This window comes from Limosilactobacillus walteri, assembly GCF_014830205.1.
GTDB lineage: Bacteria > Bacillota > Bacilli > Lactobacillales > Lactobacillaceae > Limosilactobacillus > Limosilactobacillus walteri.
Genome location: NZ_QORN01000019.1, coordinates 17,926 through 34,308 on the forward strand (window position 1 = coordinate 17,926; position 16,383 = coordinate 34,308).

Genomic DNA, 16,383 nt, shown 5'->3' on the forward strand with positions numbered 1-16,383 from the left:
GAAGAAGATGACAATGAAGACAGTTAAAATCACAGGTGACATTGTGGATAATAATACTGCTAGGTTTTATCAATGGTTTGGTATGGATGCTACGTCACCAGCTACAGTTGATGAAATCTTGAATGATGGCAATACAGACCCAGTAGAGGTAATTATTAACTCTGGCGGTGGCGATGTCTTTGCTGGAAGCGAGATTTATTCCATGCTTCGAAATTATGCAGGGAATGTAACAGTCAATATTATGGGAATTGCCGCATCTGCTGCTAGTGTAATCGCAATGGCCGGAAATACTGTTAATATGTCTCCAACTGCTCAGATGATGATTCATAAAGCCTGGTCATATCAAGAGGGGAATGCTGATGATCATAATCATGAGTCACAGGTATTAGCATCAATTGATAGTTCCCTTGTTAATGCTTATGTAGACAAAACGGGGATTGATCGTAATAATATCCTTCAGATGATGCAAAATGAAACCTGGATGACAGCGCAAGATGCCGTAGACAAGGGCTTTGCAGATAAGATTATGTTCCAGGATGACAAGCAACTACAAATTGCTAATTCTCTTGGCCACACACTTCCTAAAAAAGACGCGGTTAAGAAATTTATGACAATGATTGCTGAGTTCAAAGATTCAGAGAAGCCTACGCCAGCAATCAAGAATCAAATTAAAGATAATAAAGAAAAGTCAACTCCTAGTCTAAGAGATCAGAAGTTGGCTATTTTATTTGGAAAGGATGATGGGAATGTCAACAACAATTAATCAATTAAATGATACTTGGGTTGCTGAAGGACAAAAGGTAGCAGATCTAAACGCTAAGCTTAATTTAGCGGTCTTAAATGATGATTTCTCTGCAGATAAGTTTGCAGAATTAAAAACACAACGCGACAATGCGCTTGCTCGCCGTAATGCTTTAAAGGAGCAATTGGATCAAGCACGAGCTGAAGCGGTTGTGCAGATGGAAGATAGTCAAAAGAAGCCTTTAAATAATAAGGAAAAAGATCTAAAGGCAGAATTCATTAGTAATTTTAAGAACATGGTTCGTGGCCGTTTCGATGCAATTACTTCTTCTGTTGAAGTAGATGCAGACGGCAATGGAACTGGTGGTTTAACTATTCCGGTTGATGTGCAAACTGCAATTCATACTTTAGTGCGTCAATTTGCTACCTTACAAAACCTTGTTAATGTTGAAAGTGTATCTACTACTTCCGGTTCACGAGTATATGAAACGCTATCTGACATTACACCAATGAAACAAATGGATAGCGAAGACGGATTAATTCCTGATGGGGATGACCCCAAGCTTCACCTTATCAAGTATCTTATTAAGGAATACGGTGCTATTAATACTGTTACCAATAATTTACTCAAGGATTCAGCAGAGAATATTCTGTCATGGCTTGAAACATGGATTGCTAAAAAAGTTGCTGTTACTCGGAATGTTGCCATTATTGCGGTAATGGATAAGGCAACTAAGAAGCCTACAATCACTAAGATGGACGATATTAAGGATCTTGAAAATAATACCCTTGATCCTGCTATTATGGCAACTTCTACATTCGTTACTAACCAATCTGGTTACAATGTTCTTTCCAAGATTAAGGATGCAGAAGGACGTTACATGATTCAACCGGATGTAACGCAGGCTGACCGTTACTTACTAGATAACAAACCAATTACTGTGGTCGCTGATAAGTGGTTACCAGATATTTCCGGTTCTCATCCACTTTACTTTGGTGACTATAAAGAAGCGATTACCTTATATGATCGTGAACATATGTCATTACTAGCAACGAATATAGGTGCTGGTGCTTATGAACATAACACTACTAAGATCCGCTGCATTGATCGCTTTGATGTCCAAATGATTGATGATGGCGCGATTGCTGTTGGCTCGTTTAAGACAGTTGCTGATCAGACTGCGACAACTGTAGCTGATAGTGGTAAGACAGCGTAATTTGAAGGCAGGTGAAAAGCATGAGTGAGAATCAACCGGATATTAATCTATTAGTTTCACGAGTTAAGGAAATGCTATACCTTGATGGCAATGAAGATGATCAGTTAATTGATACTTACGTTAAAGCGGCTCATGCTTTTATTCGTAATGCTATTGGAGAAGTTAATTCCGCTTTTTATACGGATCAGCGTGTTTCATCTTTAGTGGAAGTTGCGGAAATTTCATTAGCAGGAACTTATTATCAAAATCGTTTAGCCTTATCTGATACTCAAACTTATCCCATTGATTTAACAGTTAATAGTATCATTGGTCAATTACGAGGCTTAAGGAATTCGTACGATGAGGAGAGTGATAAGAATGAAACTTCCGATCAGCCGGCTGAATCATAAAGTTAAATTTGGCAAGACAGAAACCATTAGTGATGAGTCAATTGAAGGATCACACGAAAGTTTTATCACTCGACAGCAGTTACATTGTGCTTTTTACCAGCGAAGCCAAACTCAACAGTATCAATTACTTGGTACTAAACTTGAAGGAACGATTGTGATTGCTGTTCGTTCCCAATATCATGTTGAAGATAATCTTCAAGCTCAAATAGATGATGATAATGCTATCTATAATATTGTTACGATCTCTCGTGATGAAAGTCATTCACCAATAAGATATGATTTAATTACACTAAAGGATACTGGAAAGAAGGTTGGTTAAAGTGGACTTTGCAGCTTCACTAGAAGAATTTGGAAGAAAAGCAGAAAAAATTGCTGTTCCTGATCATGAAACTAAGAAAAAGATGACTGCCGCTGGTGCAGAAGTCCTTGTTTCAAAGTTGAAGGAAGTAACGCAAGAGAAGCACTACCAGCCGGGACGGAAGACAGGGAAGGTTAAACACTTAGCTGATTCGATTATCTTTGAAAATAAAGATATGGGGGATGTGGATAACGGAAATTCCCTGGTTGGGTTTGAAGGGCCAAAAGATAGCGGCATTAATCATGCACGTATTGCTAGATTCTTAAACGATGGAACAGTAAAGATGCGTGGAGACCACTTTATTGATAATACGAGGCGTGATGCCAAAGATGAGGTATTCGAGGCTCAAGCAAAAGTCTATCGAGGTCAGCAAAAATGAAATCTCCTTCACAACAAGCTGAATTACTGATAAAGAATAAGTTTTCGTTAATTGATGAAGTATATCGAGAATCGATTCCTAAAGAAATTATCGGAAATCAAGCCAAAACAATTTGTTTAATAACTGAATGGCTTAATGAGCCTACTTATTATGCAAATGCCACTTTTAAGGGATGGACAATTGGCGTTGAGGTGCAGCTTTTTTATCGAAAAGCATTGAGCGGAGAAGATGTAACAAACTTGGAAATAGAATTAGCAAAGAAATTCGTTCATGACAAATGGACGGTTGAACAATCAAAAGCGCATGTGAAAGATCCTGATACTGGTCAAAGTACCAAGGTCTTTTATTTTGCCAAAGACTTAGTAATAAAAGGAGTGTGAGAAAATGGCAGGAATGTCTATTAAAGGGATCGACTTTGTTATGGCTGGAATTACAGATGACAAAGGTGTTTTAATTACTGATCCCGAAAAAGGCGGATTAGGGCCGAAAGGAATTGCTCTTTGGGACGGTGATGGCGATGGTGCTACTACTGCTAATATCACTGGCCTCGAAGAAGCAGGGCAACAACAATATGCTAACAATAAAGTTAAGCGAATTAATCACGGGGTGCCAACGCCACAAGTTGCATTAACTATGTTGGATATGCCATATGAAGATGGAAGTAAAATGGTAGGTTATACGGATATTAACGGCGGTCGGGTTCTTTCTAATAAGAAACCGCATGTTGCGCTTCTTATTGCATCCCATGACTTTGACGGGAATTGGTTCTTTGATGCCTTTGCAAATGGTGAAATGACGCTTCCTACGCGTAATCATGGAACAAATAACAAGAATGAAACTGATAGCAATGTTGCGTTTACCTATCAGAGTCTGAACCCAATCCCTAATAATGTCTTCTTAAACAAAGAAGGCTCTCAACAATCTTTCAAAGCCTACAATACTGGCGATTCAGCATGGCAAGGCTTTGAGACAATGTTGAAAGAAGTATTCGGTGGCTATTCTGGAGATAATCCAATGGCAAGCTATATTCAAGCTACTGGAACTGGTAGTTTTACAAATACAAATCAGTCTGATGTAAATAAGCCAACTGTTTAAGTGAAGATAAGTCGCCATTGAAATAAACAGTACAGAAATGGGCGGCTGAATGGAGGTAAATATGACGGTTAAAATTAATACAAAGCAAATTGGACTTGGCAAACCAATTAATATTCATGCAACAGTAGGAGCGGTCGATAAAGCAGATGAAATGATGATTACATTGCTTTCTTTGGATGCTGAATTTAGTAAATCAGATAAAAATCTAGACAGTAGTGAAGCCATGCTTGCTGTCCTAAAAAAAGAACGAGAAGTTAATAAAAAGATCTTTGTCTTTCTTCAAGATGTCTTAAAACTGAGTGATAAACAAGTTGATATGATCAAAGAACGTGTCGATTATCAGCAACTTGGGAGTTATATAAGTTATGTCTGCAATCGTATTAAAGGTGTACCAGAAGATACGCATCAAAAGGCGGTTAATAATAAGAAAAAGGGCCCAAAAGGACAAGGGGAGAAATCCTCCGATCAATAGATTTACTGAAACAGGAAATTGAAGATCGTAACTATCTAAAAAAGCAGTTAATGTTTCAAGGCGGAATGGCGCCGTCACAAGTTGACTGCCAAGAATATGAAGAACTGCTGAAAATACTGAGTGCTAAATCTAGGGAGGATCGACCAATGAATACGGGGGATGCCCATAAGAAGTTAGCAATGTTAATGGGAGGTGGATAAATTGAAAGTTGAAAATGAAATGGCGACGCGGATATCAGTTGATACGATTGCTGCAACTAAAAGTTTATCTGCGTTCCGGAGTTCAATTAGTGCGGCCACGAATGCCTGGAAAGCTAATGAGACTGCATTGAAAAATTCAGGCCAGTATGCTGAAGCTGCTAAGGCGCGTATTTCCGGCTTAAATGAAGTAATAGAACTTCAGAAGGCTAAGATTTCTGAATTAAAAAGTCGTCAGGAAGGTTTGAACTTATCTAATAAGGATCAATTAGAAACATGGCTGAAATTAGATAAAGATATCTCTCAAGCTAGTAAACAATTAGCTTCGTATGAGGTACAAGTTAATCGGGCTAATAGTACATTAAAGTATCAAACTTCGGGTTTAGCTGAATTACAAACTAGTTTTCGAAGAGCCCAGGAGTCTTCACGAGCATATGCAAACTCACTAGAAGCAAACGGAAATAAAATAGCGGCTGATCGCGAAAGGCTGAGCGGATTAAGAAGTAGCTTAGAGAATTTAAGCAAGCAACATGCAATTCAAAGAAAAGAATTAAATGAACTTGCTCAAACTGAAGGTAAACTTAGTGAAGCCTATCGAAAACAAAAAGTTCGCTATGATGAAACATCTGCTTCTATGGGACAAATGAAGACGCAAGCAAAAGAACTATCTGCTAGCTTAAATCCGCCTAAAACGACAGCATGGATGTATATTCGGAATAACATTCTTAAAGTTGATGAAGCAGAGAAAAGAGTTCTTAATACTGGTTCAAGAATGAAAGAATTCTTTAGAAGTGGATTTGCTGGGATCATGACAGCTAATGCTCTTCCAATGATAACGAATCAATTACACCAAATCGTCGTAAATGGGACTGCGGCTGCCAAAGTAGGAGCTGCAATGGAGGCTCGTTGGAAAAATATTGGTGTCAGTAGTAATGGAATTAAGCAATTAACAGCACAAGTTGGCGAGTTAAAGACTAACACAAATCTTTCTGCTCAAGCAGTTAATGCTCTTCAAACTAGGTTTTATGGAATGACGCATTCAATAAGCCAAACTAAGACATTAACTCAAGGTGTTGCTAGTTTAAGTGATCAATTAAAGCTATCTGATAAGCAATCGGAAGCTTTTGCTGGCGGATTAAATAGGATTTATAGTTCTGGAAAGGTTACTTCTTCCGCCCTTGGACGTTTAGAGAAACAAGCACCCGGATTAAGTTCAGCACTTGCTAAAGCATCTGGCATGACCAGAAAAGAATTTAATGATTTAGTTGCATCTGGGAAAATGACTAGCGATCAGTTTAATAATATATTGACCAATGCTTCTAAAAACTATGCTAAGAATGCGAAGGCGTTTGGTCAATCATCAGGTGGAGCCCTGCATCGGTTACAAGCAGAATGGGCATCCACCCAAGCTAAACTAGCAAAGCCATTGCTTAAAGTTTCTGCAACAGGATTGAATGAACTGGATAAAGCTTTAAACAATAAGGAAACACAAAAAGGCCTAGAAGACCTTGCTAAAGGATTTGCTAATGTTGCTGTTTTTGCAGCTAAAACTATTGGCGTTCTTGCTAAGCATCAAGGAATAGTAAAAACTTTAGGAGCAACTATATTAACACTTGTTACAACTTTAAAACTTGCCCAAGCAGGTTTAGTTGCTTTTAGGATTGCAACTACTACGGCATTAGGTCCAATTGGATTAGCAATTACCGCAATTGTTGGAATAAGTACTGCCTTAGTCCAACTTTACAAACACAATAAAAAATTTCGTAATTTTATTAATGGGATTGCTAAGTTTGCAAAGAGTGGATTGAAAAAAGTAGGAAGCTTTTTCAAAAATACCTTCAAACAGATTAGCAAGAGCCAGGAACAATCCAATCGTGAACAGGCAAAAGCGAATAAGCAGGCCGAAAAGAATTGGCGTAACTTTACCAATAGTTTATCCAGAAATTGGAAGTCTTATTGGCGTAATCGTGATAAGGAACAACGTCAAAACGAGAAACGTAACCAGCAGTACTGGAATAATGTTCGTAAGTCAGCTTCACGTGGCTGGAAGAATATGGAATCTAGTGCACGTGCGGGTGTTAACAAGGTCAGTCGCTGGTATAGCAATATGAATAGGTCAACATCACGAGTTATTCAAAATATGTACAGGCAACATCCAAAAACATTTCAAAGTATGTATAAGGTTATTCAAGATCGTACTAGGGCTTGGCATGACCTTGTTACTGGACACTGGTCACAATTAAAAAATGATACGGGTCGTTTAGCAAAAGATCAATCAAGAGCAAATAAAGATATCTTTGAAGATATGTATAGTGCAATCAATAAAAAAACTGGCGGTTGGCTAGGCAAAGTTGTTGATTCGTGGAAAGATCATATGTCTCAAATTGGGGATGCTATTTCCAACGGTAAGAAAAAAGCCGGTGCAGCAATGGCAGACTTAGCCAATGGTGTTTTGAAACCATTTAAGACGTTGATTGATGATATCCAAAGCGGTATTAATTGGGTATTAGATAAGATTGGCGCTAGTAAACTTGGTGGATCCTGGTCCGCTGCTATCCCTACTTTTGCTACTGGTACTGCTGGCAACCCGGATGGATTAAAGAAGTCAACCATTGGAATGGTCAATGATGGAGCAGGATCACATTGGCGAGAATTGTATTCCTATAAGGGTCAAATAGGTGCTTTCCCTAATAAAAGGAACTTTATTACTTTCTTACCGAAGGGGATGTCAATCTTAAATGGTGAGGACAGTCATAAGTTTATGTCTGCTATTGGATTACCTAGGTTTGCGAATGGAATCGGTGATTTCTTTGCTAACCTAAAAGATGATGTGGATAACTGGACGGATCAAGCTGAAAAGATCATGGCTCACCCGATCCAGTTTATGGAACATGTCTTTACTAAGAAGCTTAGTGGTTTGAGTAGTGGAATTAAATTAGCACAATCAATGATAACGAATGTTCCAGTTTATGTGGCCAAACAAATGGCTAATTGGGTTAAGCAACAGTTTGAAACACTTGATTCAGCTATGAATCCTAATGGAACAAGTGCCGCACCTACAGGAGATCATAAACATTGGATGAAACAAGCAGGAATCCCAGAAAGTTGGTATGATTCGATTAACTATATTGTTACTCATGAATCAGGATGGCGAGTTAATGCAACCAACCCTAGCTCAGGTGCTTATGGTTTACCACAATCTTTACCAGGATCAAAAATGGCTGCCGCTGGTCGAGACTGGCGAACAAATCCGATTACTCAACTTAAATGGATGAAGAGTTATGTTGGACGTTATGGCGGTGGACCAGGAGCTGCTGCATTCTGGAGAGCACATCATTGGTATGCAAATGGTGGTTTAGTTGATAAAGAACAGCTGATTCATATTTCTGAAGGTAATAGGCCAGAAATGATTATTCCATTGTCAGCATCTAAAAGAGGTCGAGCTTACCAATTATTAGGTGAGGTCGTAGCAAGATTTAAGCACGAAGATGGACAGGCTCAGCCAACACGAGATGACCAATCTATCAGTCGTAAAGAATTCATGTCGTTAGAATCGAAATTAGATCAACTAATTAGCGGAGTACAGCAACTTGTTCAGGTTGGTCACCAGCAAATTGATGCTACTGTTAATTCCGGAAATAAATTTGGAATGAAAGCCAATCGGTTAAGTGCTTATACTACGATGGCTAAAGATCAACGGTTAAATGATTTTATGAGTTATAAGAGGTGATAAAATTTGAATGTAAGTAACCCAGAATTGTATCTGAAGATTGGTGACCAGGATGAATTTAATATTGAGGATAAAGTCCAAGGATTAACTTTTCTTGGGGATGATTCAACACCTGCTCTTGCTAATACCTATCAAGAAATACCTGGTTTAGATGGTAGTAAACTTCAGTACACAACTTTTTCTCGGTATCAAGTAGTTGCTAACTTTTGCATCTACTTTACAGACTGGGAGGACTATAAATTAGCCAAACATCAATTTTATCGACTTTTTACATCACGACAACTTATTAGAATGCGGACGGACGTTGAATCAGCGATCGTCCGTTTTGTTTACCCAAATCTTCCAGAGATTAAGCCAGACCAAAATGGTTCTCACTTTGCTACTTTTAGTATGAACTTCGACAATCCATCTGGGTTTCGCTATTCTCTCTATCGAAGTGATGGGACTTATAGTAATGATTTAGATGGTGTGCAGTTTGGTATGAATCTTCATATGAACGATGATCAGTACAATTATCATTTCACTACGAATCAATTTAAAGTTTACAACGCTAGTGACGTGCCAATTGATCCGTGGAAGTATAAATCTGATCTTAAAATCATTGTGAAATTTAGTGGTAAATCATTTAAGCTTACGAATACTACTACTGATACTGAATGGACCTATAAAAAATCATCAAATGGACAAGAGACAATTGTTCTAGATGGAATTTTCACAACGCTAAATGGAAATCCGGCTAGCGCTAATTCTGATTATGGAACAATAAGATTAGCCACTGAATGGAATAACTTCACTGTTGATGGTGCGGACAGTGTTGATATTACTTTTAGTTTTCCATTTGTTTATATTTAATGGATATCGATAATAAGGTCAAAGTTAGAGGCGTTGGACGCACCGAAACCGAGCCTCTTAACTGTATTGATCCAGATAGCTTTTATATCACGTGGGAAGCTAATTCAACGTGGAGCCTGCAATTTACGGCTCATAATGACCACTCGTTTGCCTATTCAATGTTGGATAGCCAAGCGTCAATCTTCTTTGATGGTCAAGAGTACATCATTAAGCAGGCTGAACCGAATGCTAATAGTGGGGTAGATTCGATTGATGTTGTTGCCACTCATGTTTACTTTGAAATTGCTCGGTTACGCAAGTATAAGACCTATATTGATCCAGCTGATGCGGATAAACAAACCGATGTTAAAGTCTACGGAAGTACGCAAACGGACAATGACTCTGGAAGTGATTCTGGAGATGATAGCGATGATACTGATCCAAATGCTCAAAAGAACGTTACAACTACTACTAATGGAAACACCACAACCAAAACTACTGTTACTAAAACAGATGAAACTAAGTCGGATTCCGAAGATGAAAACCAAGTTACCTATCATATTGAAGATGTCTTAAAGCATTGGATTGATGGTAATAACCTTGGCTTTACTTACCAGGTAATTGGCGATTTTCCAACTGCTCGAATTGAAGAGCTTGCTGATGGTAGTGGAACTGATATGCTAAGTAAGATTACTGAAGCGTGGCCAAACGCAATTGTTTATCCGGATAATAAAAATATTCGTGTATATGCACAAGATCAGTTCTACAAAGATTATGGCAACCGCCTTGACTATGAGTACAACACCACTGAATTTAAGTGGACGTTTGATTCAACTAGTCTCACCAATGAAGTTATGTGTATCGGTGGGAAGTATTCTATTGAGACACAAGTAGACACTTCGACTAGTGGGGATGATAGTCACGGTTCTGGTGGTGCTGGTGCCGATAAAGTTGTCAATGATGCCAAACAGTACCTCGGTGTTCCTTATGTGTGGGGAGGAGCCGGTGGTGCTCGTGGCGGCGATCCTCACAGTGGGATGGATTGTTCTTCTTTTGTAAGTCAAGTTTATAAAGATATGGGTATTAATATTCCAGCTTATACAGTTGCAATGGAGCCATATGGTAAACAAATCGATCGGTCGCAAGTGCAAACTGGTGACATGGGATTTTATGGTTCGCCTGGCGGTTCATATCATATTTGTATGGCTCTAAATAACAGCACAATGATTTATGAACCGCGCCCAGGCCAATCATGTATGACCCAGTCGATAGATTCTTATCCGCCAACTTGGTGGGAACGTAATGATCAAATGGCGGCAATTGTTGCTGGTGATAGTGATAGTGGTGGTGATACGACTTCGGAAAGTTCTTCATCAACATCTAGCGAATATTATTATTTTGCTCCCTTTATGTATCGTGATGAGGAATCAATTAAGAAGTACGGCGAATATCCGGCTGAACCGATTGAAGATGGCCGTTTTAGTGATAAAAATGCGATGTCTGATTATGCTAAGACGAAAATTCAACCAGATCCAGCATTATCATTAGAAGTTACGACTTATTCGAACTTTAAGCCGGTTGCTGGTGACATGATCCATATCATGGTTAAAGAACAATCAATCTGTACTAATGAAGCAGTGGTTGGCTTTAACTGGTATCCATATAGTGCTACCAATCCAACTTCTGTCACGCTTAATAGCAATTCACAGAACATCTTAGATTATCAGCATTCACGTCAAGTTGCGTTGACTGATGCCATTAATTCTGTTCGACAAGACGCACAAAAAAGTATTGAAGCTTCTAGTCAAGCCAACCAAATTGGCGGTGACAAGAAGCTTTTTACTTGGCTCAAGGAATACGCGGGGTGATTGATGATGGATATCTGGGATTGGATTGATTATTTAGCAAAAGGATTGAAGAAAGTTGCTAACGAATCACAACAAAATTATCAACAAGTTCATGCATATATCGATGGCCACGATCAAAAAACTTTGAACCAAGTCACTGAGATTGTGCATGACGTAATTAAATTAAAGTCTCCCAATGGCACAATTTACGAAATCACCATTGAAGACGATGGAACGATTAATAAGAAGAAAGTCGGTGAGTAATCATGGATCAGCAATCTAAGTCATTAACGCAAGTCGTGAATGATAAGAAAGAGACGGATAAGAATATGGAGGCTGTGGATCAGAATATTTATTGGATGCAAAATGGTCAGCATAATTTAGTAACTACGATGACTGGCGGAACTGTTTCTAGTGAAAAATACAATGACAGTCCAGTAATTGAGATTGAGCAAGGCACTCTCAGAAGCAATGAATTTAATCTCAACGGTGTCTCCTCCATTTCAAGTCGCCTCATGGCTAAGTTAAATGCGACTGATAATTCAATTTCTGCCACTACTTATGTTGAATTCTTAAAGAGCGATGGCAGTTTTGCCGGTAAGTCGAATATTGTCTATATCGTCAATAACGGCGCTTGGCAATCCGCTGGCACAGTCAATATTAAGATTCCGACCGGCACTACTAAGGGAAGATTAGTTTTTAATATTTCTGGTTCTGGTAAAGCGTGCGTATCACGGGCCCAAGTAAATCTAGGTTATAAGGTGACGGATTGGAGTAGTTTGAAGTAAGGAGGAAAGTAATGGGAGAAACTAATAATCTCAAATATCTTGAAAAAACATCACCACAAGATTTGATTGACGTACTTAATTCAGACTTTGAACAGACAGCCAATCAATATAATTCTTTCTGCCAACTCATCAATGACCGGCTAGCGATTCATAATTCATTGCATTACAATCACAGCCCAATTGATCCTGGTTACAATCGCAGAACTCGACTGGACCTGATAAAGAATATCCATAATTTGAACCAGGCCTTTGATCGGCTTGCCAGTCTGCTTAATCGATCACCATTCAGGAAGATGGATAAAGGGCGGATTATTCCTTACGATTTCACTGCTTGGATTGATGTCGGCATTAAGCTAACGAAAGAGCAAATTAACGACTACATCAAGCAAGTCGAAAACGTCCTAAAAGAATTATTTGATTTCAAAATAAAATATCGTCTTAACGACTAAAGCCACCTCATTGCGAGATGGCTTTTCTGTTAGAAGGAGGAATTTAGAATGCAAAGCACAATTATTCAAATCGATACGTTAAAACCTATGGGAACTTTAGTGGACCTAACCAGTCAATTTAACGCCCGGGTTGGGGACGCGTTTACACCTATTACTATCCAATGGACTGAAGGTAAAATTGCTAAGAATTTAGATGGCTTACACCCAGTTTTTGAAGCAGCAGTTGGACAAGGGCATTTAGAAAATGGTCAAATTCAAATGAGTGCTGATGCAGTACCTGTACGTTGGGTAGGAGATCAAAGCGCTGTTCAGAATTATGGCCAAACAGTTTTGAAATTTCCACCACAAGTCTTTCCTAAAGAGGGGTTGTGTTATGGACACCTGGCCTTAGAAAATGATCAAGGAGTTCGTGAAACATCTGTTGATATTTGGTTTAAGGTATTTGGTGGCGTCTTCAATATGGGATTAGCTTGCAATTACTTTATTACCGACTTTGAGGAAGCCTTAGCTAAAGCAAAAGGCGATGTATACCAAGCCCTTGATGACATTAAGCAACAGTACCAACTAAAAATTCAATCGGCCGAAAACGCAATTGACGATAACATCGCTTCGCTAAAAAAATTAGCAGCTGCAGTTGGTGCTATTCAAGCGCAGATTGATGCAGGGAATGTAGTAACATTAGTACGTCATGAAGCTGACTATAATGAATTAAAAGATAATCAAACCTTGTTAAAGGATGAAGTTAGGAATCAACTTTCTAAAATCTCATTCCATCCAGAAACATTCCCAACGTTAGCAGCTATTCAAGTGCAATATCCTAAGGGAACAAGTAATATTTGTGTTTCAATGGATAATAAGCATGGCTTTGTTTGGAATGGAACAACATGGGAAGACATTGGTGTTGTATTAAGTGACGGCCTATCAAATGAAGAACAACAAGTGTTGCATAATGCATTGCATGGTAAAACTATTGTCTATGATGAAGCCGCAAGTAAACCACCATATAATGACTTAAATTCACTTGAAGATAATACAATCGTAACCTATGCGACTGATATTACTAAAATTCGTCACGCTCCAGAAAACCAAATTGCAGATTCAACCTGGGGTGCAACTGTTATCACAATGAATTACGCAAGCAGTTCAGATGGGGCTGGACGTGTTCAATTCTTGATTACTAATAGTGCTGATCAATTTGTTCGAGTACAATGGGGATCCCCGATTACTTGGAGTGAATGGAAGAGCTCAATCATTCGTTCTTACCCAATTATTTATGACGTTCAAAAGGCTAAAGCACCATTTAATAATCTTGATACAATTCCTGCTAACAGTTTGATTCTTTATGCTCAGACAATTAATGACATGCAAGGGAGTCCTGATAAAAGTTTAGTACGGCAACATACTGGAGCGACTGTTTTAACGATTGGTTCCCATTTAGCTGGTTATAATGCAGGAACTATCCAGCTTTTATTTCTAGATAATGGTCAAACATTTACACGCATGATTTGGGGTGAACCAGCTAAGTATACTGAATGGAATCGTCCTTTAGAAAAGCGCGATTTTGTTGGGATTATGGCTTTTTCAAAAGATTTAAAAGAAGGTCGGTATACTGATTTAAATAAGCTTCCAGTAAATACGACTGTCTCATATTCTCTTAGCGATGAAGAAACCAGTTTAATTGCTAATTATCCAAGTAAAGTACCGGGAACTGTTCGAACGATTTCATGCGATCTTTACGATGCTCCGGGTCAATTTCAAATCTGTGTTGATCGCAATAATACTATTTATCATCGGATTTTATGGGGAGACCCAAGCTATTGGACACCATGGAAGTCGGAATCAACAGAGATAGAAAAGATTAAACCTTCAATCAGTCTTTTCCAAAACATTGGGATTATTGGTGATTCATATGCATCCGGTGAATTGTATGTCGATGGCAACTATATTGACCACTATGATATCAGCTGGGGACAAATTTTAGCCCGTAAAAATGGTATCAAAGCAGTTAACTTTAGCAAAGGTGGATTAACTACTCGTGATTGGTTAACCAATGAGCATGGCTTATCATTACTTAACTCTAGTGATCCGCAAGATTTATATATAGTTGCGCTTGGTATTAATGATTATTCTAAACTAGGTGATGCCTATTTGGGTGTCGAGAATGATGTTAATACTCAAGCCAATACTTTCTATGGTAATTATGGAAAGATCATTACAGCTATTAGAGCAAAAGCACCGCAAGCTAAAATTGTTCTCTCAACAATGTCCTATGACGGACAAGGAACTGCTCATAATTATAATGAGGCAATTAAAACTTTAGCTCAGCATTTTGGCTTACCAGTAATTGAACAGAATAATGATGCTTTATTTACTTCTGATCTTTACCTTAATCACATGGTAGGAGGTCACCCAACAGCTCCAGTTTATGCAGCAATGGCAAATGCTTTCCAACGCTTAATCGAAGAATCAATGATTGATAATCTTGATTATTTCATGACATATAAGCAATAGGATTTTTTTAATCGCCATAAAATTATTATAGGCAGTTTTATTTAAAAAACTATCTTAAAACGAAAAAAACGTTTATTTTGCTGTAATGATAGATAATTAGCGAGTATAATATAAAATATAAACGAGATATTCGTTTAAAGGAGATATTATGATAAAGTTAATTGGATTTGAAATATTTGGTCATTCTTTATTTAAGGATGGGACATTGTTTTCCATACGTACGGAGAATAAAAATACACAACAATCAATAAGCCGTGTAAATCACCTAAACCAATCTTTATCTATAAATAAGATAGTTGGTATTGTTGGTATAAATGCGACTGGGAAAAGTACTTTAATGAGAATTTTTAAGGGGTTGAATGATTTATACTTGTTTGATAGGTCTATTGATCAAACAGAGTTAAATAAAGCATTACGATCAAAAAATAACTCTATTCAAGTTAAAGCTTTTCTGGCTAGTGATGACAATAAAATATTTAAAATTAATACGGATTTTAAGGAAATTCATAATGAAGACAGCGTCTCTTGGATTATAACAGACGAAAAAATTTTTAAAAAGAAAGCAAAATATATTTCAAAAAATGAATATTTCTCATTTGATGAAAAAAATGCAGAATGCCTTTCTAAAAATGAGCAGTTTAGTTTTGATAAGAAAAAATATTTTGACAGAAATAAATCATTATCAGAGCAATCTAAGAGTGTTATAAAACCTAATGATTCTGTATTTAGAATTGTATTAGACGATAATGACAAACGAGGATTCGTTTTGTCAACAGTTGAAATAACAGACGTTAATGTGCCAAGGACCTTTTCAGATCAGACACCTAGAGAATTATTGAAATATCTAGATCCTTCAATTGAATATTTGACTTATAAAAGAAATAAAGAAGGAAAGATTATTAGTTGTTCATTAAAGTTTAAGAATAGTGATGAAATTATACATGGCTCCAATTTTAATGAAGTCACATCTTATCTGTCTTCAGGTACAATTAAAGGAATAACATTGTTTTTTGAATTTGTAGTTGCTTTAAGAAGAGGAGCAACACTCCTTGTTGATGAAATTGAATTGCATATTAACAAGCAGATAGCACGTGATTTTATAGGCTTATTTAGTGATCCAACGATTAATAAAAACGGAGCTACGTTAATATATTCTACTCACTACATAGAATTAACTGATGATCTTAGGAGAAATGATGAGGAATATATTTTAAAACGGAATACTTATTCAGAGCTTACACGACTAAGTGATAAAATTGATAGAAATGATTTAAAAAATTCTGAATTTTTCCAAAATAATATGTTAGGTGGCACAGCTCCTAGCTATAGTCGCTTACAGAACCTAAAAGATTCAATAAGAAGTACTATGTGATAGGAGA

At 37.6% G+C, this 16,383-nt stretch carries 17 protein-coding genes; all 17 read left to right on the forward strand.

Translation table 11 applies throughout. From position 1 onward, the window contains the following. The first annotated feature begins 7 nt into the window (after nt 1-7). The 17 genes from DTK66_RS05350 (at nt 8) to DTK66_RS05425 (ending at nt 16,376) form a co-directional block, all read left to right on the forward strand. Nucleotides 8-763 carry a head maturation protease, ClpP-related gene (locus DTK66_RS05350; RefSeq protein ID WP_191668000.1) on the forward strand — a complete coding sequence of 252 codons (756 nt, stop codon included), beginning with the start codon at nt 8-10 and terminating at the stop codon, nt 761-763. After that, nucleotides 741-1,958, forward strand: a complete 1,218-nt coding sequence (locus tag DTK66_RS05355) for a phage major capsid protein (RefSeq protein WP_191668070.1) — start codon at nt 741-743, stop codon at nt 1,956-1,958. Before DTK66_RS05350 ends, DTK66_RS05355 begins: the two co-directional genes overlap by 23 nt. 20 nt (nt 1,959-1,978) lie before the next feature. After that, nucleotides 1,979-2,347: a head-tail connector protein gene (locus tag DTK66_RS05360; RefSeq protein ID WP_191668001.1), complete on the forward strand. Its 369-nt coding sequence runs from the start codon at nt 1,979-1,981 to the stop codon at nt 2,345-2,347. Beyond that, the gene (locus DTK66_RS05365; RefSeq protein ID WP_191668002.1) at nt 2,316-2,666 is read left to right on the forward strand and encodes a phage head closure protein; all 351 of its coding nucleotides are present in this window, start codon (nt 2,316-2,318) and stop codon (nt 2,664-2,666) included. The genes DTK66_RS05360 and DTK66_RS05365 overlap by 32 nt, the downstream gene beginning before the upstream one ends. Beyond that, the gene (locus DTK66_RS05370) at nt 2,659-3,084 is read left to right on the forward strand and encodes an HK97-gp10 family putative phage morphogenesis protein (RefSeq protein ID WP_003666932.1); all 426 of its coding nucleotides are present in this window, start codon (nt 2,659-2,661) and stop codon (nt 3,082-3,084) included. Before DTK66_RS05365 ends, DTK66_RS05370 begins: the two co-directional genes overlap by 8 nt. Then, a complete protein-coding gene (locus tag DTK66_RS05375; protein ID WP_003666933.1) occupies nt 3,081-3,464 on the forward strand; it encodes a DUF806 family protein in 384 nt (127 codons plus the stop codon). The genes DTK66_RS05370 and DTK66_RS05375 overlap by 4 nt, the downstream gene beginning before the upstream one ends. A 4-nt stretch (nt 3,465-3,468) precedes the next feature. Further along, nucleotides 3,469-4,179: a phage tail protein gene (locus tag DTK66_RS05380; RefSeq protein WP_191668003.1), complete on the forward strand. Its 711-nt coding sequence runs from the start codon at nt 3,469-3,471 to the stop codon at nt 4,177-4,179. A 61-nt stretch (nt 4,180-4,240) separates the two neighbouring features. Next, entirely contained in the window at nt 4,241-4,651 is a 411-nt protein-coding gene (locus DTK66_RS05385) for a phage tail tube assembly chaperone (protein ID WP_225209005.1), read from the forward strand. Between the two features lie 65 nt (nt 4,652-4,716). Next, nucleotides 4,717-4,851 carry a hypothetical protein gene (locus tag DTK66_RS11095; RefSeq protein WP_255505072.1) on the forward strand — a complete coding sequence of 45 codons (135 nt, stop codon included), beginning with the start codon at nt 4,717-4,719 and terminating at the stop codon, nt 4,849-4,851. Continuing rightward, entirely contained in the window at nt 4,844-8,578 is a 3,735-nt protein-coding gene (locus tag DTK66_RS05390) for an aggregation-promoting factor C-terminal-like domain-containing protein (protein WP_438268343.1), read from the forward strand. The genes DTK66_RS11095 and DTK66_RS05390 overlap by 8 nt, the downstream gene beginning before the upstream one ends. 6 nt (nt 8,579-8,584) lie before the next feature. After that, nucleotides 8,585-9,430 (forward strand): phage tail domain-containing protein, encoded by an 846-nt coding sequence (locus tag DTK66_RS05395; RefSeq protein ID WP_191668005.1) that lies wholly within the window; start codon nt 8,585-8,587, stop codon nt 9,428-9,430. Beyond that, nucleotides 9,430-11,277: a phage tail protein gene (locus DTK66_RS05400; RefSeq protein ID WP_191668006.1), complete on the forward strand. Its 1,848-nt coding sequence runs from the start codon at nt 9,430-9,432 to the stop codon at nt 11,275-11,277. Before DTK66_RS05395 ends, DTK66_RS05400 begins: the two co-directional genes overlap by 1 nt. Nucleotides 11,278-11,280: 3 nt before the next feature. Beyond that, nucleotides 11,281-11,520, forward strand: coding sequence for a hypothetical protein (locus DTK66_RS05405; RefSeq protein ID WP_191668007.1), 240 nt, complete (start codon nt 11,281-11,283; stop codon nt 11,518-11,520). Nucleotides 11,521-11,522: 2 nt separating this feature from the next. Then, entirely contained in the window at nt 11,523-12,044 is a 522-nt protein-coding gene (locus DTK66_RS05410) for a hypothetical protein (RefSeq protein WP_225209006.1), read from the forward strand. A gap of 11 nt (nt 12,045-12,055) precedes the next feature. Next, a complete protein-coding gene (locus DTK66_RS05415) occupies nt 12,056-12,493 on the forward strand; it encodes a hypothetical protein (protein WP_191668008.1) in 438 nt (145 codons plus the stop codon). A 48-nt stretch (nt 12,494-12,541) separates the two neighbouring features. After that, nucleotides 12,542-15,004 carry an SGNH/GDSL hydrolase family protein gene (locus tag DTK66_RS05420; RefSeq protein ID WP_191668009.1) on the forward strand — a complete coding sequence of 821 codons (2,463 nt, stop codon included), beginning with the start codon at nt 12,542-12,544 and terminating at the stop codon, nt 15,002-15,004. Nucleotides 15,005-15,152: 148 nt separating this feature from the next. After that, complete coding sequence (locus DTK66_RS05425) at nt 15,153-16,376, forward strand: AAA family ATPase (RefSeq protein WP_191668010.1); 1,224 nt, start codon at nt 15,153-15,155, stop codon at nt 16,374-16,376. The last annotated feature ends 7 nt before the right edge of the window (nt 16,377-16,383 follow it).

What these genes read in the sequence shown, in the direction of transcription:
- DTK66_RS05420 (WP_191668009.1), top strand. Translation starts at nt 12,542, where the DNA reads ATGCAAAGCACAATTATTCAAATCGATACGTTAAAACCTATGGGAACT.
- DTK66_RS05365 (WP_191668002.1), top strand. Translation starts at nt 2,316, where the DNA reads ATGAAACTTCCGATCAGCCGGCTGAATCATAAAGTTAAATTTGGCAAG.
- DTK66_RS05380 (WP_191668003.1), top strand. Translation starts at nt 3,469, where the DNA reads ATGGCAGGAATGTCTATTAAAGGGATCGACTTTGTTATGGCTGGAATT.
- DTK66_RS05405 (WP_191668007.1), top strand. Translation starts at nt 11,281, where the DNA reads ATGATGGATATCTGGGATTGGATTGATTATTTAGCAAAAGGATTGAAG.
- DTK66_RS05415 (WP_191668008.1), top strand. Translation starts at nt 12,056, where the DNA reads ATGGGAGAAACTAATAATCTCAAATATCTTGAAAAAACATCACCACAA.
- DTK66_RS05360 (WP_191668001.1), top strand. Translation starts at nt 1,979, where the DNA reads ATGAGTGAGAATCAACCGGATATTAATCTATTAGTTTCACGAGTTAAG.
- DTK66_RS05410 (WP_225209006.1), top strand. Translation starts at nt 11,523, where the DNA reads ATGGATCAGCAATCTAAGTCATTAACGCAAGTCGTGAATGATAAGAAA.
- DTK66_RS05355 (WP_191668070.1), top strand. Translation starts at nt 741, where the DNA reads ATGGGAATGTCAACAACAATTAATCAATTAAATGATACTTGGGTTGCT.
- DTK66_RS05385 (WP_225209005.1), top strand. Translation starts at nt 4,241, where the DNA reads ATGACGGTTAAAATTAATACAAAGCAAATTGGACTTGGCAAACCAATT.
- DTK66_RS11095 (WP_255505072.1), top strand. Translation starts at nt 4,717, where the DNA reads ATGGCGCCGTCACAAGTTGACTGCCAAGAATATGAAGAACTGCTGAAA.
- DTK66_RS05400 (WP_191668006.1), top strand. Translation starts at nt 9,430, where the DNA reads ATGGATATCGATAATAAGGTCAAAGTTAGAGGCGTTGGACGCACCGAA.
- DTK66_RS05350 (WP_191668000.1), top strand. Translation starts at nt 8, where the DNA reads ATGACAATGAAGACAGTTAAAATCACAGGTGACATTGTGGATAATAAT.
- DTK66_RS05425 (WP_191668010.1), top strand. Translation starts at nt 15,153, where the DNA reads ATGATAAAGTTAATTGGATTTGAAATATTTGGTCATTCTTTATTTAAG.
- DTK66_RS05375 (WP_003666933.1), top strand. Translation starts at nt 3,081, where the DNA reads ATGAAATCTCCTTCACAACAAGCTGAATTACTGATAAAGAATAAGTTT.